A 20,811-nucleotide genomic window follows, 5' to 3' on the forward strand; every position below is an offset into this window, starting at 1 on the left:
GTTGTAGTATCGCGATCAGTCTGTAGGCGATTACTCGACGGTCACGCTCTTCGCGAGGTTGCGCGGTTTGTCGATGGAGCGCCCCATCTCGTTGGCGGCGTGGTAGGCGATCAGCTGGAGCTGGACGTTCGCGAGCGCAGCGACCAGATCCGGATGCGTCGCGGGGACAGGGAGGAACTCGTCGGCCGTCTGTGCGAGTTGCGACGCCGTGCGTGGTCCGACGGCGACGACTGGTCCGCCGCGGGTCTGGATCTCCCGGACGTTGCTCTCGAGCCGGTTCAAGTGCTGGCCCGTACCGATGGCGAATACCGGCGTCTCCGAAGTCACGAGCGCCAGTGGACCGTGTTTCAGTTCTCCCGCGGCGAATCCTTCGGCGTGTTCGTAAGTGATCTCCTTGAATTTCAGGGCACCCTCCAGGGCGACCGAGAAGGCGCTCCCGCGGCCGATGAAGAAGTGACCGTTGTCACCGAGGCAGCGTCGGCTGACGTCTTTCGCGTCGGTGGTTTCGATCACCGACTCGACGTTCTCCGGGAGTGATTCGAGCGCGCGCAGGCGCTGCTCGTGGCCCTCGGTCGGCTCACCGGTGACGTCCCGAACGAGCCGCTCCCCGAGGAGGACCAGCGTCGCGACCTGCGAGGAGAACGTCTTGGTGGCGGCGACGCCGATCTCGGGCCCGGCACGGATGAACAGCGCGTCGTCACACGTGCGGGCGGCGGTGGATCCGATCACGTTCGTCAGCGCGAGCGTCCGCGCGCCACGGTCCCGGGCGCTCTGCAGCGCTTCCAGGGTGTCTGCCGTCTCACCGGACTGGGTGACACCGATCACCAGCGTGTCCTCGCCGACGGGGGCAGGATAAGCGGCGTACTCGCTGGCGATGAACGTGTCGGCGTCGATCCCCCAGTCCGAGAGCAGTCGCTCGCCGTACATCCCCGCGTGATAGGAGGTTCCACAGGCGACGAACTGGACGTTCGAGACGTCCTCGAACGACCCCGGTGGGAAGTCGTCGAGAACGACGTCGTCGCCGTCGATCCGTCCGTGCAACGTCTGTCGGAGAGCCATCGGCTGCTCGTGGATCTCCTTGAGCATGTAGTGGTCGTAACTCCCCTTCTCGGCGTCTTCGGGATCCCAATCGACGGTCTCGACCGAACGGGAGACGGGGGTACCGTCGACGTCGGTGATCCGGTAGCTCCTGGGCGTGATCACAGCGATGTCGTTGTCCTCCAGATAGACGACGCGGTCGGTGAACTCCAGGAACGCGGGGACGTCACTGGCCAGGTAATTCGCCGACTGACCGTCTCCGATTACCAGCGGCGAGCCGTCCCGGGTCGCGTACACCGTTGGATCGCCGTCGACCAGCAGCGCGATGGCGTAGCTCCCGTCGAGCTGGTCGACCGCGTCGCGGAAGGCGGACTCGGGGTCCTGGCCCGCGGCGAGTCGCTCCTCGACGAGGTGGGGGATCACTTCCGTGTCGGTGTCGCTGGTGAACTCGTGGCCGCGATCCTGCAGTCCCTCACGGAGTTCGGTGTAGTTCTCGATGATCCCGTTGTGGACGGCCGCGACCCGCCCGTGACAGCCGGTGTGTGGGTGGGCGTTGTCGTCAGTCGGCGGGCCGTGTGTACTCCAGCGCGTGTGGCCGATACCGACCGGCCCGTCGACGTTACCCGCGGCGAGTTCGGACTGCAGCTCCGAAACCTGGCCTTCACGCTTGTTGATCTCGATGCCTGTCCCGTTCTGGATGGCGATACCCGCCGAATCGTACCCGCGGTATTCGAGGTTCTGGAGTGAGGTCAGCAGCGCGTCGAGCGAGTCGTCTCTCCCGATCCGGGCAGTGATCCCACACATCAGATCGACACCCCCGACGTGATGGCGGACACGTCCCCAGCCACTTCAGTGTGATGTGATAGCCAATACGACCGCCAGTGAGCGTTCGAACCGGACGGCCGTTTCGAGTGATAGGTCTGTGACGAACGTTGCACCGGGTTACTTCCAGGCGCGAGTTGCACACGGGTTCGGAAGGTAGCGCTGCGAGTCGTGGTCACACGCATTGGATCACGATTCGCGTTTCTGAGGCGCATACAGACAGACGGTTCAATATTCTCTTTGTTATGAACGGGCTTGTGGGGCTGAGGTCGGCTGGTCCGCCGATAATCGATGTTTACCGTTCTCCGTCACAGCGAGGATCGGACTGGAGTCGCTGGCCGCTGTCGTCGGTGCCGTGTGTGTTCCCTGTGGCGAAGACAGTCATCTGCTACCACTGCCGACTCACTCTGCGTAGCCGAGCTGTCGGAGCCGGTCACGAACGACGTCGTCTTCGATGTCTGCCGTGTCGCTTTCGGGGGGTTCGGCGACGATCGTCCGCCGCGGCCCCGACTCGTACTCCAGCCAGGGGACACGGACGAGTTCAGGGGTGTATACGCCAGGTGGATGTCCCCACTCGCGGATCGGCAGCGGCCAGGACCGCTCGCCGAGCATATTGCCGTGGTCAGACGTCACGACCGTCTTTCCCGACAGTTCGTCGAGCAGTTGCTGGACGTACGGAACGACCAGATCGAAGTTCGCCCGGTAGGCGTCGACAATTGTCTCGGGGTCGATGTCGGCCGATTTGTACATCATCTCGTTCCAGATATCGGTCGTGATCTCGGTCGGGTCAGGTACGGTCTGTTTGTCCAGTTCCGTATCGGACGCGATAAACGGGTAGTGCGGTTGCATGAAGTGGACGACGAGTCGTTTCTGGGGGTATTGCTCCGCGGCGTCGAGTGCGTACTCGACCATCGTCTCCGGATGGACGGAGTTCGACTCCTCGTCCCAGCCGTCCTCCTGCCAGACGTTGACCACGGCGTGAAACTCCGGATTGTATCTCTCGGGGTACCCACGCTGGAGGATCGGACTCGCGGTCACGTAGACGGTGTCCGTCAGGTCCCGTTCGTGGAAGTTCCCCCGGATGAACTCGGAGGTGTGGGCCGCCCGTGACTCGCGCGCGCGCAATGTTCCTGGGAGCGTGGACCGCTCCGCGAAGAGATCGTATCGGCACGCGTCGAGGACGATCAGCGTGTCCCAGTCCTCGGCGACGACGTCGATGCCGTCGTGGTTGAACGAGCGTCTGTAGCCGCGCGTGTAGTACAGTCGGTTCACCTCTCTCACGAGGAGGTTCGGGCTCTCGATGGCCCACGTGAGTGCCTGTTTGAGTTGCCGTGTGGAGATCATGCAGTTGCTGTCGGTCGAGGATAGCGTCACAGCCGTGTTGTAAGCTGTTTGCTACCATCGGATCGATCCAGTAGTACTCGTATTCCGTCGTGACAGCCCGCCGTCGCGGGTGAATGGGGATCATAACAACGCCTGCGGGATCCAACGTCGTCGACAATGGGGTTGCGCACACTTCTCGAGTCGGTCCGCTCGGCCCTCGCGACCGAGATTCGAGGGGTCGAACAGCCCGGTCTCACGTGGGAGCGTCGGTTGTGGCTCTACCGGCACGGGTTTCTCTCCTCGAAAGACGCCATCTGGGATCTCACACCCGGGACTGTAGAGCAGTACCTGTCGGACGTCGAGTACCGCCGGGTCAGGGGTATCGACGATCCCTATACAGAAGCCCTGGCGAACAAATTGCTGTTTCACCTGCTCGTTTCGCCGACGCACGACCACCTCCTCGCAGACATCCACGGAGTCGTCATGGACGGCACGTTCGTCGATGTCCCGGGGATCCCGGAAACCGATTCGTTCGAACAGTTCCTCGAGAGACTGGCGGACGCCCCCGCCATCGCGAAACCCATACAGGCCGCCAGGGGTGACGAGATACAGCGAATCGACAGACTGGACGGACAACTCCGTCTCGACGGTCGCCCGATCGAACGGACGACCCTGTACGAGACGCTGATCGAGGGCCGGGACCGACTCCTCACCGAACACGTCAGCCAGGCCGAGTACGCGGCACGTATCGCCCCGGACTCGACGAACACGATCCGGTTTCTCACGATGATCGATCCCGAAACCGGTGAGCCGTTCGTCGCCAGAGCGGTCCATCGATTCGGGACACCTTCGAGCGGACATATCGACAACTGGGGGGCGGGCGGGCTCAGCGCCGAAATCGATCCCGATACCGGGACGCTGAGCAGGGCTGTGGCGAACTCACACAGTGAGACGACCGTCGAGGGCTGGAACGACAGTCACCCCGAGACCGGGACCCAGATCGCCGACTGCACCGTCCCCGGATGGGAGCAGATCAACGCGTCCGTCCGCGAACTCGCCGGGACGTACGGCCGGCTGTGGCCACACGTGGGCTGGGACGTCGTCGTCCGGGACGACGCGGGGTCCGTCACGGTGCTCGAAGGGGATCCACAGTCGGTCGACGCAGACATACAGGCACACGGTCCGCTCCTCGCTGACGACCGCGTGCGCCGGTTCTATCGACACCACGGCGTTCTCGCGTCCGAACGGAGGGGGATCGCGTGACCTCTCGGGACAGTACCGACGGCGTTCTCGTCCTGGATAGCGACACGCAGTGTGCGATGAGCGTGATCCGATCGCTGGGTAGCAAACACGTGCCCATCACCGCTGGCGGCCGCTCCCGATGGTCGCTGGGGATGTTCTCGCGGTATAGCGACGAGACGTACGTCCACCCTGATCCCGACTCGGATCATACGGCGTTCGTCGATCACCTCGTCGATCACCTGCATCGGTCCGACTACGTCGCCGTTATTCCGGCCGCCGATCACTCCTCGCTCATCCTCTCACGGTACAAGGAACGGATCGAGCGGACGGGGACGACTGTCGCCGTCGAAGACTGGGAGACGTTCGACCGGGCGTTCGACAAGGGAAAACTCGCGGACGCGCTCGCCTCGATCGACGTGCCGACGCCGGAGACGTACAGTCCGACCGATATGAACGACGTCGCTGCGATCGCGGACGAGATCGAATACCCGGCGCTGGTCAAGCCCCGTTGCAAGAGCCACCTTCACGACACCGGCTATACGGTGACGCTCGTCGGTGACGAGAACTACGTCCACTCGCCCGCGGAGCTGCGACGAACCTATCGGCGGCTCAGCCGCGAACAGGACCACGCGGAGGGGCGCTATCCCATCGTCCAGGAGTACGTGCCGGGAACGACGACCACGACGGTCGCGCTCGCGGACGGCGGTGACGTACTGACGTACTTCCAGGAGGAGCGACTCCGGACCTACCCCGCCTCGGGCGGGAACTCGGCGCTGCTGGCAGCGGTTCGCGAGCCGACGATGCTCGAATACACCGAGCGCGTGCTCGACCGCCTCGACTGGACGGGGCCGGTAATGGTGGAGTTTATGCGGACGCCGGACGGGGAGTTCTACGTCATCGAGGTCAACGGCAGATACTGGGGCTCGCTCCCGTTCGCCGTCGAGAGCGGCGTGGACATCCCGTGGTTCCACTATCTCCTGCTCAGGGGCCTCGATCCGTCACCGCTGATCGACGTCGGGGCCTATCGGACCGACATTCTCCAGCGCCGATTGCTCTACGAGGACCTCAAATGGCTCGGAGAGCACCTCGCCAGTGGTCACCTCGGGGCACTTGTCCCGTTCGTTCGTTCGTTTGGAACGACGCACCACACGTTCGTCTCTCTCGACGATCCGGTTCCGACCGTCGGTGCGCTCCTGCAGGGTGCCTATCTGGCTACACAGTCGATACGACAACATATTCTTCCATAGCGAGAAATCCGCCGTAAATAGTTTGTTGCTAGGTAACATAATAACACATCTCGCGTTGAACACCAGCGAGAGGATCTCCAATGCGCTGGCCGACACCCATGTCCAATATTGTGATGCGGATGCTAGAGCAATGATCCATTCCATCAGCACGCCCACACAGAACGAGAAGTTAGCCCACATCCAGCGAGTGTGGAACAGTTTGTTGGCGCCCCACGTCGATCTGTGGAGTAAACTCGATCAGCTGTTCGCGAACGAAACCGACGAATTCGGGCTGCCGTACGGGTTTTTCTCTCGTATAGATCTGGATACCGAGACGCAACGCTTCGAGGTGGTCCACGGCCCCTCCGACAACCTGCAGGAGAAGACAGACGTCCCGCTCGAAACGACCTACTGTCGGAAGACGATCGTGGATCCAGCGGGGACGATGGTCGTCAACGACGCGCTGGCCGAGGGGTGGGCCGGTGACCCGGCGTACGAGACGTTCGGCTTCGGGAGCTACGTCGGCACGACTGTCAACGTCGAGGGTGACCTGTACGGTACGCTGTGTTTCGCAAGTACTGAGCCCCGTGACGAACCGCTCACTCGAGAGGAGGTAATCCTGGTCGAGATGTACGGCCAATGGGTGACCTACGAACTGCATCAGTGGACCGGACCGCCGACCAACGGTACCGGCGATACCGGCGATACCGTTGACGAGTACAGTATGTCTCCATCACACATAGACGGGATAATGGACACTCTCAGCAACCAAGTGCGACGATGCGTCCTGATCGCCTTTCTGGAGGGAATCTCCGTGACCGATATCGAGACGCTCAGACAGCTAACCTGCGCCGAAGACGACGAGAAGCTGCTGTACCACGTGCATCTCCCGAAACTGGCACACGCTGGCTATATCGAGTGGGATCGCGACTCGGACGTCGTCGCACGGGGTCCGCGCTTCCATGAGATCGAACCGCTGTTGGACTTGCTGAAGGAGCATTCGACGGAGTGTTTCGGCTGATCGACTGTGAACACGCGTTCTTCATGTGGACATCCTCTCCGACCGACTCAGGACTATATATCAAATATATAATCAGCGACCGAAGACGCTGACATGGGACTCACTCAGGCCGCACTCACCGAAGCCACACGCCTACCGTTCCAGTTCAGCGGGGATCTCATACGTTCATCCTCTGAGCGTGGCTGCCGTCGACGTCCTGCTCGGTCGCCCGTCGGGAGATCTGGCTCTCCCGAGCGTTGGCTCGTGTCCGGGTCTCGGGGAGATCACTCTCCACCAGCTTCCGCCGACCGGCAGTATACCGCGAGTGCGTAGGCCATCCAGGCCTGACACCACCGCATCAGGGTGATCCGCTTCGTGTAGAAGCGGCGTTTCTGGACGTAGAACCGTCCGTCCCCGGCATAGAGGTGCTCCAGCGTCCAGTCGATGATTCGGCGTGCGAACTGCAGGTCACCGGCGTACGTGAACACGAGAATCCCCTGCGCGGCCGCGTGGACGTCTCGCGGGTACGCTGTGGACTCGTCGAAGCGCGGCGCGCCGTCCGCCTCGAACAGCGCGTCCTGAAAGAACTCGACCGCGCGATTGAGCGTCTCGTCGTATCGCCGCGAGTCCGTGACCTCGCGGTACCGCTGGAGACACTCGATGACGAACCCGTTGTGATGGGTGTCCATCGAGAGATGGGACGCGTCGGGCGGGTCGCGGTAGTACCACCCGCCGCTGTCGGTCTGGCGCGCGACGACGTAATCGAGGAGTTTCCGTGCCCGCTCGCGGAGCGGATCGTCGCCGACGTGCGCGTAGAGGTCCACGAGCGTCCGGGCGGCGAGCGCGCCGGCGTTGAGCGTGTAGTGGTCGGCCGTGTCTTTCGGGTAGTAGTCTATCTTCGCGCCGTCCTCGACCTCGCGGTAGTGCATGTCCTCGAGCAAGAACGCCTCAGCCGTGCGTGCGACGTCCGCGTATTCCGGATCGTACTCGGCCGCCGCGAGCAGTGCCTTGACGCCGTAGGAGGTCGACACGACGTCGGGCTCGGTCGGCAACGTCCGGTGGTCGAGGTGCTGGTTCTCGTGGCGGTGTCCACCGCAGAACCCACTGTAGCCTGGACACTGGTTGTCGAGCAGCCAGTCGGCTAGTCGAGTCGCCTCGTGCGCGTGGTCGAACGAGTCGCCATCGAGCGACGTGCGGTCGAACTCCCGATGTGCCAGCGTGAACAGGGCCGTTCCCTTGAAGTTGCGGCGCTGTTCGACCAGAAACAGCGGGCGAACGTTGACGGGACTGCGCTTGATCGTCTCCTGGAAGGCGAGGTTTACCCATCGGTTGTTGAACGGGAGCGCCTGCCGGAGGCGACTGCTCATGCCGTCGGCGTAGTCCCAGCCGGTGTACTCCCGTCGGGCAGCGTACTCGAGCGCCGCGAGCCCGGCGGCCGCGACGCTGTCTGTCGGGGGACTCGCGTGCTGTCGCCCGACGGGCGACCGGTGGTTGGCAACCATGAGGATCGATCTACCGACCGTGAGTGACGGCGGCGGATACTTCGTTATAGACTGAGAATCTGACTGTCTCGACAGGTAGCGAGCGTATACTGATTGGTTGGTCCGGGTATTGTACTCCCAATGACCGGAATCGTCGGCGGCACCGTCGATCAGGCACAGCTGGAAGGGATGGTCGAGACACTGCCACAGGAGCCGTGGTACGAGACAGAGCGGTTCGAGGCCGGCGAGCACGGCCTCGCGCTCCAGCATCACGGTGAGAAAGACCCCAACGGATACACCTTCTGGGGCGACGGGCAGGCCGCGGGCGTGATCGACGGCGCGGTCTCGAACCGTGACGCGCTGGGCTGGGACGACCAGGAGATATTCGAGCGACTCCTTCGCTCCCCGGAGGCGACGCTTCGAGCGCTTGACGGACCGTTTACGATCGCCTGTGTGGACGCCGCCGACGACAGAGTGATTCTCGCGACCGACAAGATCGGCAGTCGGATCCCCCTCTACACGACCGAGCGAGGCTTCGCCTTCGCGTCCAGGCTGGCACCGTTCCTGGGATATCTCGACGAGGCGGCGATCGATACCCAGGGCGTTAGCGACCTCTTGCTCATGGGTCACATGTGGAGTGACACGACGCTTCTGGAGGGGGTCAACGCAGTCCATCCCGCAACGGTCATCGAGTATCGAGCGGGAGAGACCGACGAGCGACGATACTGGAAGCCCGACTACAGGCCGGCGAAGCCGACCGACGAGTACCGCCACGAGTGGACGAACGCCTACCAGCGCTCGGCCGAACGGACAGTCAACACGATGGCAGGCGACGTCGGGCTGTGGCTGTCGGGCGGCCTCGACAGTCGAGCAACGGCGAACGAACTCGCTCGCGCCGACGACGGGGCCTTCGAGTCCCTGGTGACGTACACCTACGACGCGAATCCCGGCGGTGGGGTCAATCTCCGGTTAGCCGCGGAGACGGCCGAGGTACTCGGTCTCGATAACGAGACGGTTCCGCTAACGGTCGAGCAGTTTACCCCGGTGCTGGAGAAGGCTGTCTCCGTCACCGATGGAATGTTGAAGTGGAACACGCTGCTCAACCTCACCGCCACGTTCAACATCGACGACCGCGACCCGGACATCATGCTAGAGGGTATCGCGGGGTCGTTCGCCGGCCACCATCTCTGCCGGCACCACCTGACTGAACCGTCGTCGCTCGTCGAGTCGATGTACGCGAGCGAGGCGACCCTGACGGCCGAAGCAGTCAAAGACCTGCTGGCCGTGCCGGTGGACCCGCTGGGCTCGTTCCGCAAGGAAGCCCGCCGGATCGACGAACCGACGCTCACCGAGGGAATCGTCGACGCCCACTACCAGAACTACTTCCCGCGTCTCGCGCACGCGAGCAATCCCGTCGCGCGGAATCAGGTCGGAACGCGCGTCCCCTACGCCGACGGGGAGTTCCTGTCGAAGGCTGCGAAACTCCCCGTCTCCTGGCGGATGGGGGCGCTCCCGTTCTCGGACGGGGAGTTCATTTACGGTCTCGTCGAACCGAAGATCCAGCTGATCCGCACGCTCAATGCCGATCTCGCGGAGATCCCCTATGAGCGGTCGCGGCTGAAGCCCTCCATGCCGTACCCCCTCCACGTGATCGGGTTCTACACCGCGACCGCAATCGCACAGTTGCTGTCCAGGCCGACCTACGGAAGCGCAAGCAGCAGGACCGAGACGTGGTACAACACCCACGAGGAGTTCCGGACGAAGATCGACGACCTCCTCGACGCCGTCGGAGAACGACCGTTTATCGACGACGAGGCGGTCGCCTCCTACCGGGAACAACTGGGCGACGGAGCCGACATGAACGCGATCAGCGCACTCACGACGCTCGAGATCTGGCTCCAGCAACACTTCGATCGACACCGAGAGTGACGTCGACGACCGACCGCCCTTCCGGGTCGACCGGCGACATGACCGGCGTTTTCATCCAGATGGCCGCCTTCCGTGCGGCAGTCGGCCCCGGACTGGCGTACACCGGCCCCCATCACGACTGCAGCGATAGGTCCGGGGCGTCCTGTGCCGTTTCGTCGAGCGAGTGAAAGACCGTACACACGGCCGTCGCGGCGAGTACGCCGCCGAGCACCACCTGTGGCGTCAGTATCGACGGCGCGATCTGCGCGAGCACCGCGGCGTACATCCCCAGACCGCCGAGTACGATCACACCGTAGTAGTGATACCACGGGCGGCGTGACACGGGCCCCTGGAGGTACGGATTGAGGTGACGTGCCTGATCTGTCAGTTCCATCCGACCGCGTGCCCGGTTGAAGTCGATGACTCCCATGTCGTCCATCTTCGGGAGATGGCACTGATACAGGCCGACGTAGACGCGCTTGCGCTCGTCGTAGGAGATCGCCGACTCTTCCTTGTCGTTTTCCAGCGCCGCGATGTGTTCGGCGACAGTCCCGAGTTCCGCGGGACCGTCGTTCGCTTGCAGGTACTGGATCACTCGCCGCCTGCGCTCGTTCTTGAGCACCTCGAAGATGACGTCGACCGAGAGATCAGGTGCTGGCTCGGCCGGCTCCTCGACCAGCGTTTCGTCTTCAATCTCGCTCGTTTCGGAGTCGACACTCGGTGTCGCATCTTCCAGCGCCTCTTTGGTAGCCTGGCCAATACTACTCATCGAATCCCCTCTGCAGAGCCGTTCTTCTCGCGTCTAAATCGTTCAGACTCGATTCGCCGATCGTCGTGCGCGTTCGTTCCGATGTCATGCGATTGCGTCCCCTCTGTTTCAGCTGTGCCCCTGCATCGATACCCCAGTATGGGACTCCTAGTCCACTTTCCACTTCCTCTAGTCAACCCTCTACCACCGAGCGGCCGTATCCCAACCCTCATAGGTATACGTTTCTGGCATACTACCGAGAACCAATTGGTTGGTCCCCCAACGCTTTTAGTATACCCGGCCTGTTCAGAGCACCCGTTCGCTGGTAATACGAATATTACCAATTCAGGCCAGGCCGAGATGTCTCTCATATGACTCACACCGTCGTTCTCTCGTGCGCAGTTCGTCCCGTGGGGCGTCCACACAGATGACCAACCAGCGTGCTCGAGTCACCGCAATCGATGCATCAGCTGCAGGGCCCCATCTCACGGACCGGGAAGTAGCTTCATTACTTCGGAAGACACTGGCGTACAGTCGCCGCCGCAACTACACGGGCTGGGACTACGGGGATGGGATGAGTAGTCGACTCCTGCAGGCACTACCTATCGAGAGCAAGTGGCTGAACATCGCGTTCCAGGAGATCGTCAAGCGACCGCCGATCAACCTCAGGCCGCTGCTTTTGGTCGAACAGCGCCGCAACTTCAAAGGAACGGCCCTCTTCGCGATGGCCAACCGAGCGCTCTACCAGCTCACCAGCGGGGCAGGCGAGTACACAGATCTCGACGTGCGAGCGGAAACGATTCGTCTGCTGGACTGGCTTCTCGATAACCAGTGTCCAGGATACAGCGGGTTCTGCGGCGGACACCAGCACCGATTGCAGCATCTCAATGGACGAATCGGGGACCCAACTGATCCGGACGTGGTGTCGACGTCCTACGCTGTTCGGGCACTGCTCTCGAATGCGGACCTCGGGGATCGCTATCTACAGGCGGCTCGCAGTGCCGCCCGGTTCGTCGTCGAGGACCTCGACTACCGCGAGGTCGAGGACGGCGCTGTCATCGATTATCACCTGAACCACGGCGATCACTACACGATCAACGCCGGCGCGCTCGGTGCCCGCCTGTTTCTGGACCTCTACGTGGCCGTCGGCGACGAGACGCATCTCGATCGGGCGACGGCCCTGCTGGATCACATCGCTGGACTGCAGACCGACCGCGGCGGGTGGTACTATCGTGACCCGGCCGATGCGTCTCATCTCTCGATGGACTCTCATCACAACGGATTCGTTATCGAGTCCTTCCAGCGACACGCCGAGGTCGCCGACGACTCTCGCTACACGGACACGCTCGATCAGGCGCTGTCGTTCTACCGGTCACTGTTCGATGCCGACGGCGCGCCGCGCTTCGACGAGTCCACAGCGTACCCGCGAGACATCCACGCGGCCACCCAGGGGATCCTCGTGTTCACGTACGCCGGAGAGTTCGATAGGGCACGGACTGTCATTCAGTGGGTCCTCGACAACCTCTACGTCGGTGATGGGCGGTACTACTTCCGGAAGCATCGCTTCTACACGCAGCGGATCACCCTGATGCGGTGGTGTCAGGCCTGGATGGCCTACGCGCTCGCAGAACACTTCCGTGTTAGCGGCCAGGAACCGCCACGGAAACGCCAGCAGTTGCCGGCCGCGTCCTTCCAGTACTGGGATTAGCGTCGCCAGTCTGAGGAATTCCCACTCCGACCGGGCGTCGGCTTCCCGCCATGGATTGCCACGCTAGTTCCGATAGCTACCGGTGGCGGGTCAGAAACCGGTAGCCTGCTTTCGCGAGTGTCGTGCTCATGCCCGACGATTCGACGACATAGTACGGGGATAGCTGCCCGCCGAACTTCGATTTGTACGCGCACAGTCGACGGGTATTCGCACCGACCAGGTCGTAGTAGTCGACATTCGAGAACTCTGAGTCCGTCAGGACGTCCTCGATGATCGTCCGGTGTACCAGCGAGTTCACGCTAACCGTGACACCGTCACCGTCGTCGGTTGTTTCGTAGCTTTCACTGACGCCCCCCTGCCAGAAGTACACCCTGTCGTCCGAGGCGAGCGTGACGATGCCGCTGAGGTACTCTCCCGCGGGATTTCGGACGACGTAGACTCTCGAACGATCCGGGAGTGCATCGAGCAGATCCCGAACGTACGGCCACGCGACCTGTCCGATGTCGTCGCGCTCGTCGTACCGATTACCGACGTGATCTACGATCCGCTCCGCGGCATCCATGCCCTCTCGTGTCACCGTGAGCTTCGTCTCGGCCGCTCGCCGAAACTCTCGGCGGCGGCTCCGGCTGAACGACTCGAGGACCGTCTCGATATCCGGCTTGTCGACGTCGACTAGATACGTGAACGCCGGTTCCACGTGGAAGTCTTCCCAGTGGAAGGGACGGGGATCAGTGAACGACAGACTACACTGCATTCTGAGCAGCGACAGCGGGTCGTTCGCGTCGAGTTCCTCGATCACGCCTTCGACGAACGCGCGCGTGACCGCTTCCTGCTTGCTCTGCTTGGGGCTGTTGGGCATGACGATCGGCCCGAGACGTGGCACGCCCATCCCCGGCGGCGGGGAGAAGATGGCTCGACCGACCGACAGTTCGCGGACGAACACCGGCAACAGGGCGACCGGGGATTCACCTTTGAAACCGCCGAACAACTGCAAGTCTCCGCTCGTGTGGGCGTCGAGAACTGACAGCGCTTCCGGGGTGTGAAACACCTCGAACCCGGATGCTGGAAGCAGTTGTCCCCACTCGTCCAGCGCAACTCGTTTGATTTCCATGGCCTAGTACTGTGGTATCGGCTGCGTTTGATACTGCTGGCTGTCACTTCGTGCGGACAGTCGCCATTCGGGGGTGACGACGTCACTCACACGAGTACAGCAGACGGTATGCGCTGGGTTCGGAACTCCGACGACGATGCCGTGACTGTCGTCCCTGCAGATAGTTACAGCGATCCGCATCGCCGATGGGGCTGAACGATCCCGCGACCGACCTGGCACGGACATACAAGGTCACCATCAGCGATCGCGTCGGCCAGGTCCCCCGGGTGGGCCTCCGCGGCCGTCGTCACCGTTTCGACCGTTCGCGCTCGCGTGGTCGGGAGGCCCGCGTCGTTCGTTATCGCCGTTATCCTTCGCATCATCGCCATCGTCTTCGCTACGGCCCGAACGATTCCCGTCGGCTTCGTCCCGTCCCCGTTGCGGCTGAGGAACCAGTCGGACGGTCGCCGATCCGGTCCCGTGGGCGCCGGCAGCGGTCTCGGCTTCGAGCCGGATCGTCGCGGTTTCCTCGCCCGTGAGGTCTACGTCCGACAGCCGGAAGAACAGCCGGACGACTCCGTCCCGGTTTGACTGGCGGCGTATCTTGACGGGCCGAACACCGTTAGACTGCGTGCGGATGGTTCCGGGGTTGACGTCCTCGACCGGATGCGTGTCGGTCGAGTAGAGATCGACAGCGAGTAGCCCGCGACTGCGTGGGTTAACGCGGCCTTGAGGGATCCTGACGTCGAGTTGGCCCGACTGTGGCTCGTCCTCGCAGCGACCCGCATGGATCCGGATCGGCTCGTCCATCGATATCGAGGTCCGATCGGGATCCGACCGATCCCCCGAGAGTACCTGCCAGTCGGTGATCTGACCCCCGTAGTGCTGGTCGAACAGCGCTGCGTCCTCGTTGAACGCCGGATCGATCGTCACCTCGAAGGAATCGCCCAGCGGACCGTACACGCCGCCGTCGGTCCGGAAGTCGTCCCAGGTCCAGTCGATCTGCTGAGGGTCCTGATCGAGCGCCCACCTGTCGTAGTTCGCCGAGCCCGAGTACAGGTCGTCGGTGACGACCCACTGTCCCGAATCCGGGCCGCTGAACCGGAACGTGGCCGAACCACCGCCGTACTGACTCCCGGAACGGTCAGTGTCGTATCTGTCGTGAACGACGACGAGATAGTGCTCGCCCTGAGGGTCTCGATACAGGAAGAGGATACTCGTATCGTCACGCTGGAGGTCGGTCGTGCCGGCAGAGCTGTACTGGGTCTGTGCCTTTCGCCAGTCGTACAGGTCCTCGGCCGTTTCGTCTCCGCGCAGGGGCGTGATCGGGAGGCACTCCTCGCCCTGCTCGAGAACGAACGTCCCTGCTGCGCCATTGACCTGGCTCGTCCCGAAGGCGGTCCCGCCAACCATCAGTGCACCGGTCGCGCCCAGAACGGTTCGTCTGGTTAGCGAACCGATTTGCCTGTCTGCCATGGTGACATGCAAGCCGTATCCGCGTATTAGTATACAGTCGTTATCCGCAGCTCTATTCTGCTGTTTCTGAGCGGTGTCTCGTAAGCAAAGCCATAACAATAGCCGCGTGCGGTCCTCTTCCGCTATGGATACTCGGGATGGCGGCGTGCGGACGGTCGTCTTTGGTCTCGACGCCGCGTGTCACAGCGTTCTCGATAGACTCCCCGAGGACGCGGTCCCGACGCTTCGCTCAGTATTCGAGACCGGTGTCGATGCCCCCCTAACATCACAGGTGCCTCCCTGGACACCCAGCGCGTGGCCCTCCCTCTATACGGGGATGAATCCGGGCAAACACGGGATCTTCGACTTCCTGTCGTTCGATGGATACGAGTGGGACGTCGTCAATGCCACCCACTGCCGGGAACGACCGATCTGGGAGTTGCTCGACCGTCACGGCTTCCGTAGCGTCGTCGTAAACGTCCCGGTGACACATCCGCCGACCGCGTTCGACGGCGCGCTGGTGCCCGGGTATATGGCCCCGGAATCCCCGACGTGCCATCCGGTCGGTCTCTTCGATGAACTGGAAGACGCGATCGGGTCCTATCGGGTCTATCCCGACGGGTCCGGCGACGAGAGCGGATACACGGCCGCCGTCTCCTCCCGGGGCGCGGCGTTTCGCTACCTCGCCGATCGGTTCGACCCGGACTTCGGCTTCCTGCAGTTCCAGGTGACGGACACGGTCTTTCACGATCGGCCGGACGACTGGGAGACCATCGAGGCGATCTACCGCGCGGTCGACACCGAAATACAGCTGGCACTGGCCGCCTGCGATCCGGACAACGTCTTCGTCGTCAGCGACCACGGGATGGGACCGCTCGCGGGCGTCGAGTTCCGCGCCAATGACTTCCTCGCCGGGCGCGGGGACGTTCGGACCGTTGCAGGCGGTGACGGGATGCCGACCTGGTCGACAGTGCGTGACAGCGAGCTGAAATCCGGCGGGGACGCGATAGATTTGCCGCGCCGGGAGCAGGCGACTCGACGGGTGGCCGCGGTGCGGGACAGAGCACTGGAAGCCACGGTCAGTACGGCCGCTCGCCTCGGGCTCACGAGTCAGCGGATCGGTCACGCACTCGAGCGCGTCGGCCTCGCGGAGACGGTTGCTCGCGCGGTACCGACGAGCGTGATCAGATCCGGCACCGAGCGGGTCGACTTCCCGAACTCGGTCGCGTACATGCGTTCCAGAACCGAGTGCGGGATCCGCCTGAATCTCGTCGGGCGCGAACCGGACGGCGTCGTCCCGCCCGCGGAGTACGAGGTCGTCCGTTCCGGGTTGATCGCGGCGCTCCGCGAGGTCGAATCTCCCGACGGGGCCTCCCTGTTCGAGGCGGTTCTGCCGCGAGAAGCGGTGTTTGAGGGGCCACAGACCGAGCGGGCAGTGGACATCGTCCTCGTCCCGGCGGGATTCGAGCACTTCCTGTCGGCGGCGATCCGGGGCTCGGTGTTCGGCCGGCCGACCGAACCCTGGAACCACAAGATGGACGGTCTCGTCGCCGCCCGGGGCGAGGCGATCGACGCGAGCCGGTCGCTCGAGGGGGCGACGCTGCTCGATATCGCGCCGACCGTCCTCGCGACGTTCGATGTCCCGGCCGACCGACGGATGGACGGGACGGTGCTGCGGATCGTCGAGGGGGTCGGCCGGCAGGACTATCCCGACCCACAGCGGACCACGCGGACCACGACCGACGACGCGACCGTCGAGCAACGCCTGACAGATCTGGGCTACATAGAATGACAATCGATATCACGAACGCGGACGACATGACGCCTGCAGAGTGGAACGCCCTCGCCGAGCGTGCACGCTACACCGACGCGATGCACCAGTGGGAGGCGCTGGCCGTCATCGCGAGACACGCCGACAGCACTGTCCACCGGCTGATCGGATACAAGGGCCAGGAGCCTGTGGGCGTCTTCCCGGTATTCGAACGGCGCTACGGGCCGATAACGGCAGTCTTCTCCCCGCCTCCGGGGCTCCGGATCGTCTATCTCGGTCCCGGGCTGCTCAACATGGACAAACTCACGCAGCGAAAGACCGAGCGGCGCCAGCGGGCGTTCATCGACGGCGTCCTGGAGTGGATCGACGAGCGTATCGGCCCCAGCTACATCCACGCCCGGACCACGCCGGGATACCCGGACGTCCGCCCGTTCACCTGGAACGACTGCACGGCGTCCCCGTCCTACACCTACCACGTCGACATCACCGGCCCGGAGTCGGTCCTCCTCGATCGGTTCAGTCGGGACGCCCGAACCAACATCAGGGACGCCGCGGCGGCCGACTACGACATCGACGAACGGGGGCCGGAGGCGATCGACCGGATCGTCGAGCAGGTCCGCTCGCGCTATGCGGCCCAGGACGTTCCCTACGACGTGACACCCTCGTTCGTCCGGGACCTGTACGAGCAAACACCCGATGGCACGATCCGCCCCTTCACCTGCCGTCTCGACGGATCGTTCGTCGGCGGCATCCTGGCCGTGGAGTTCGGCGACACCATTGCTCGCTGGCAGGGTGGTGTCAAACCCGACGCAGATCGAGACTTCCCGGTCAACGACGTGCTGGACTGGGAAGTGCTGTGTGCCGGGCGGGAGATCGGCTGCACGACGTACGATCTCGTCGGCGCGAACACCCCCCGTATCAACCGCTACAAGTCGAAATTCGGACCGAAACTGACACCCTTCTACGGGATCGAACGCGCCTCCTTGCTCGGCTCACTTGCAGCCAGGATGTACAAACATCGGAAGTGACGCGTCCGCCGAAACGACGGACGGAGTCTCACACAGACGATGTTTCGGATCGGCGACTGCTTTGGATCGATCGCCCGACGACAGTAATCGTACGATGCTCTGGAACAGCCGTCTGTGTGGTATCAAGTCCATACTAATGGGGCGAAGTCGTGTACGATCGCCTATGGAAAAGCCGGAGCAGAATCAGAACACAGTCGTCGTGCCTGCTGGCATCGATCCCGGGAAGAGTTACTCCTGTGTGCGGTCGCTGTCACGTGCTGGCCTCGACACGGTCGTCGCATCAGAGTACGATGATCTTCCCGCTGCTGCGTCACGGAGCTGTGACGAATCGATATCGATTCCTCCAATCTCGGAGGACCTGGAGGCGTACAAGGACGCGCTCGTCGGGATCGCCGCCAGACCGGACGTCGATACGATCCTCCCGATACGGCCCCAGGACCCGTACGTCTTTGCCAAATACAGATCGGAGTTCGAACAGTACGTCGATCTCGTCGTCCCGTCGTTCGATACCTTGCGGCTCTGTCACGACAGACTCCGTCTGGCAGAAGCAGCCCGGGAAGCCGGCGTCCCGACGGCGGAGACGCGGTTGCTCGACGACGTGGACGATTGGAACTCCGACCTGATAATCAAAGCCCGGTACAACCTCCTGGCGGACGAATATCTCGGTCAAGATACGAGTGTGATCCCCGGCACAGTGAAAACGGTCGAGTTCGTTCGGGACGGGACGGTCCCGGACACCGACGCGATCAGGGAGGCGATGTACCACGAACCGGTCGTTCAGGAGTACATCCACAGCGCCGGGAAGTACGTCTTCGGCGCACTGTACGATCACGGCGACGCGCTGGCGACGTTCCAGCACCGACAGATCCGCGGCGATTCGTACACCCACGGCGGCGGTGTCTACCGGAAATCGGTGGACATCCCGGAACTCGAATCGACTGGGCGGGCGTTGCTCGACAGCCTCGAGTGGCACGGGCTCGCCTGTATCGAATATATGGAGGACGCCCGAACGGGGGAGTTCAAATTCATCGAGATCAACCCACGGCTGTGGCAGTCGACCAACTGTGCGATCCAGGCGGGGGCGGACTTTCCGGTATATTACTGGCTCCAGTCGCAGGGACGCTCGGACGAGATCGATAGCGACTACGAGACCGGCGTCGGAACCCACACGCTATACGGGGAGATGAAATACTTCCGCAGCCTGTTCCAGGAACAGTCGCCGTTCGTCGAGCGCCCGTCACCGCCTATTGAACTGTTGAAGATACTCGTTTCGTTCGCCGAGACGCCGAATTTCGACGACTTCCACGCCGACGACCCGCTCCCGGCTGTCGTCGGCGTCAAGCGTCTCGTCGAGAGCCAGTTGCTGTAGCTCCAGCTTTCACGGCCGCTGCTGGGCGATCTCTCCCGAGCGAATCAATTGGTCGGCGGGTTTTCAGCGTGTAGGTCGGCGTGTGCACGCACTGTGACTTCTGTGTCGTTCGTTACGATCACAGTGCAACCTTCGTACTCGAACCGGAACTCTTGTCGATGATCCGACGGAGACCCGAACAGCGCTTCGAGTGCATCCGGATCGATGACGTCCGCAAGCGGCGCGAGTTCTTCCGGCGAAACGCCCTTCGTCTCGGCAACGGCGTTTACAACCCCAATTGTGGCAGGCTCCGCCAGATCGGTGGCTCCCATAATAAACGCTTGTAACCCGCAAAATGATAAAACCCCCGTCCACGATTCCTGCCGAGTGGGAACTCCCAATCGGCTACCGGGTGGGTTCGTTCGCTGTGGCGTACGTCGAGAGCGCGTAGGCCATCCAGGCCTGACACCACCGCATGAGGGTGAACCGTTTCGTGTAGAATCGCCGCTTCTGGTAGTAGAACTGTCCGTTACCGGCGTAGAGCGTGTCCCGCGCCCAGTCGATGATCCGGCGGGCGAACGCGAACTCGCCCAGTTCGGTGAACACGATGATCCCCTGCGCGGCCGCGTGGATGTCTCGCGGGTACGTGCTCGATTCGTCCCAGTTCGGGGCGCCGTCGGGCTCGAACAGCTGCTCCCGGTAGAACTCCCGGGCACGCTGGATCGTCGGATCGTACCGGTCCGAGCCAGTCACTTCCCGATAGCGCAGGAGCGATTCGATAATGAACCCGTTGTGGAAGTTGTCCATTGAGAGGTGAGACGCCGAGGGCGGGTCCATGTACATCCAGCCGCCGTTTATGGCCTGTTTCGAGGCGACGTAATCCATGATCTCTCTCGCGGCGTCGAGCAATCGATCCTCGTCGAACCGTGCGTACAGGTTCACGAGCAGGCGAGCACCCAGTGCGTTGGCGTTGAGCGTGTACGCATCCGTATCTCTTGGAATATAATTGATATGTGAACCCTCATCGACCGCCGTGTAATCGAGGTCTTCGATGACGAACTCGGCGGCCGAGTGCGCGAGTTCGGCGTATTCGGGTGCATCGAATATCTCGTCGTACTGGAGGAACGCCTCCGCGCCGAGCGTCGCCGAGACGACGCCTGAGCTCTCCCCGGGCGTCGAGGCCGTGTCACGTCCCAGACTCTGGATCGGGTGTCGGTGACCGCCGCCCGCGTAGCCACTGAACCCCTCGACTTGCTCGCTGTCCAGCCAGGAGACGAGATCCGTCGCTTCCCGGGCGTATCGGTCATCCCTGGTGAGCCTGTACATGTCGATGTTCGCCATCGCGAACAGCGCTGCCCCAAGGTAGCTGCGCCGTTGTTCGACGCGAAAGTACGGGCGCAGATTGACGGGCGCACGCTTGATGCCTTCCTGGACGGCGAGATTGAGGTACTTGTTCTCGACGGGGAGTCGCTGCAGGAACTCGCTACTCAATCCGTCGACGTAATCCCAGCCGGTGTAGTCTCGCTCGCGCGAATACGCGAGCACGTCTCGGCAGAGGTGAACGACGTCGTTCGAGACGGCGTGTGTTTCTTCTGACGGTGAGACCTGCGTTCCATCCATATG

General features: G+C 62.9%; 16 protein-coding genes. 8 read left to right on the forward strand and 8 right to left on the reverse strand.

Annotated features, from left to right (window positions below; all coding sequences use genetic code 11):
* Positions 1–30: 30 nt before the first annotated feature.
* Together glmS and OB916_RS11040 are read right to left on the reverse strand one after the other, a co-directional pair.
* The gene (gene glmS, locus OB916_RS11035; RefSeq protein ID WP_315909349.1) at positions 31–1,842 is read right to left on the reverse strand and encodes a glutamine--fructose-6-phosphate transaminase (isomerizing); all 1,812 of its coding nucleotides are present in this window, start codon (positions 1,840–1,842) and stop codon (positions 31–33) included.
* Positions 1,843–2,262: 420 nt separating this feature from the next.
* Positions 2,263–3,204, reverse strand: a complete 942-nt coding sequence (locus OB916_RS11040; protein WP_315909350.1) for a hypothetical protein — start codon at positions 3,202–3,204, stop codon at positions 2,263–2,265.
* Between the two features lie 156 nt (positions 3,205–3,360).
* On the opposite strand from OB916_RS11040, the gene OB916_RS11045 reads away from it, so the two are divergent.
* The 3 genes from OB916_RS11045 (at position 3,361) to OB916_RS11055 (ending at position 6,672) form a co-directional block, all read left to right on the forward strand.
* Positions 3,361–4,446 carry a sugar-transfer associated ATP-grasp domain-containing protein gene (locus OB916_RS11045; RefSeq protein ID WP_315909351.1) on the forward strand — a complete coding sequence of 362 codons (1,086 nt, stop codon included), beginning with the start codon at positions 3,361–3,363 and terminating at the stop codon, positions 4,444–4,446.
* Positions 4,443–5,672, forward strand: coding sequence for a carboxylate--amine ligase (locus tag OB916_RS11050; RefSeq protein ID WP_315909352.1), 1,230 nt, complete (start codon positions 4,443–4,445; stop codon positions 5,670–5,672). The genes OB916_RS11045 and OB916_RS11050 overlap by 4 nt, the downstream gene beginning before the upstream one ends.
* Before the next feature lie 130 nt (positions 5,673–5,802).
* On the forward strand, positions 5,803–6,672 hold the full coding sequence (locus OB916_RS11055) for a GAF domain-containing protein (RefSeq protein WP_315909353.1): 870 nt from the start codon (positions 5,803–5,805) through the stop codon (positions 6,670–6,672).
* A 263-nt stretch (positions 6,673–6,935) separates the two neighbouring features.
* On the opposite strand, the gene OB916_RS11060 is transcribed toward OB916_RS11055, so the two are convergent.
* Complete coding sequence (locus tag OB916_RS11060) at positions 6,936–8,153, reverse strand: prenyltransferase/squalene oxidase repeat-containing protein (RefSeq protein WP_315909354.1); 1,218 nt, start codon at positions 8,151–8,153, stop codon at positions 6,936–6,938.
* Between the two features lie 120 nt (positions 8,154–8,273).
* Between OB916_RS11060 and OB916_RS11065 the strand changes: the two genes are divergently transcribed.
* A complete protein-coding gene (locus OB916_RS11065; protein ID WP_315909355.1) occupies positions 8,274–10,061 on the forward strand; it encodes an asparagine synthase-related protein in 1,788 nt (595 codons plus the stop codon).
* A gap of 112 nt (positions 10,062–10,173) precedes the next feature.
* On the opposite strand, the gene OB916_RS11070 is transcribed toward OB916_RS11065, so the two are convergent.
* Positions 10,174–10,809: a DUF7344 domain-containing protein gene (locus OB916_RS11070; protein ID WP_315909356.1), complete on the reverse strand. Its 636-nt coding sequence runs from the start codon at positions 10,807–10,809 to the stop codon at positions 10,174–10,176.
* 553 nt (positions 10,810–11,362) lie between these two features.
* Between OB916_RS11070 and OB916_RS11075 the strand changes: the two genes are divergently transcribed.
* Entirely contained in the window at positions 11,363–12,496 is a 1,134-nt protein-coding gene (locus OB916_RS11075) for an antibiotic ABC transporter permease (RefSeq protein WP_315909357.1), read from the forward strand.
* A 76-nt stretch (positions 12,497–12,572) separates the two neighbouring features.
* Here the strand turns inward: OB916_RS11075 and OB916_RS11080 are convergent, their stop codons facing one another.
* Positions 12,573–13,607, reverse strand: coding sequence for a GNAT family N-acetyltransferase (locus OB916_RS11080; protein ID WP_315909358.1), 1,035 nt, complete (start codon positions 13,605–13,607; stop codon positions 12,573–12,575).
* Positions 13,608–13,844: 237 nt separating this feature from the next.
* On the reverse strand, positions 13,845–15,062 hold the full coding sequence (locus tag OB916_RS11085; protein WP_315909359.1) for a hypothetical protein: 1,218 nt from the start codon (positions 15,060–15,062) through the stop codon (positions 13,845–13,847).
* 124 nt (positions 15,063–15,186) lie between these two features.
* On the opposite strand from OB916_RS11085, the gene OB916_RS11090 reads away from it, so the two are divergent.
* From OB916_RS11090 to OB916_RS11100, 3 genes are all read left to right on the forward strand, one after another.
* A complete protein-coding gene (locus tag OB916_RS11090; RefSeq protein ID WP_315909360.1) occupies positions 15,187–16,833 on the forward strand; it encodes an alkaline phosphatase family protein in 1,647 nt (548 codons plus the stop codon).
* On the forward strand, positions 16,830–17,840 hold the full coding sequence (locus OB916_RS11095; RefSeq protein ID WP_315909361.1) for a lipid II:glycine glycyltransferase FemX: 1,011 nt from the start codon (positions 16,830–16,832) through the stop codon (positions 17,838–17,840). Before OB916_RS11090 ends, OB916_RS11095 begins: the two co-directional genes overlap by 4 nt.
* A gap of 163 nt (positions 17,841–18,003) precedes the next feature.
* Entirely contained in the window at positions 18,004–19,209 is a 1,206-nt protein-coding gene (locus tag OB916_RS11100) for a carboxylate--amine ligase (protein WP_315909362.1), read from the forward strand.
* A gap of 44 nt (positions 19,210–19,253) precedes the next feature.
* On the opposite strand, the gene OB916_RS11105 is transcribed toward OB916_RS11100, so the two are convergent.
* Positions 19,254–19,520, reverse strand: a complete 267-nt coding sequence (locus OB916_RS11105) for a HalOD1 output domain-containing protein (RefSeq protein WP_315909363.1) — start codon at positions 19,518–19,520, stop codon at positions 19,254–19,256.
* 73 nt (positions 19,521–19,593) lie between these two features.
* Positions 19,594–20,808, reverse strand: coding sequence for an antibiotic ABC transporter permease (locus tag OB916_RS11110; RefSeq protein WP_315909364.1), 1,215 nt, complete (start codon positions 20,806–20,808; stop codon positions 19,594–19,596).
* Between the last annotated feature and the right edge of the window lie 3 nt (positions 20,809–20,811).

It is taken from the genome of Halapricum hydrolyticum, assembly GCF_025517535.1.
Classification (GTDB): Archaea; Halobacteriota; Halobacteria; order Halobacteriales; family Haloarculaceae; genus Halapricum; species Halapricum hydrolyticum.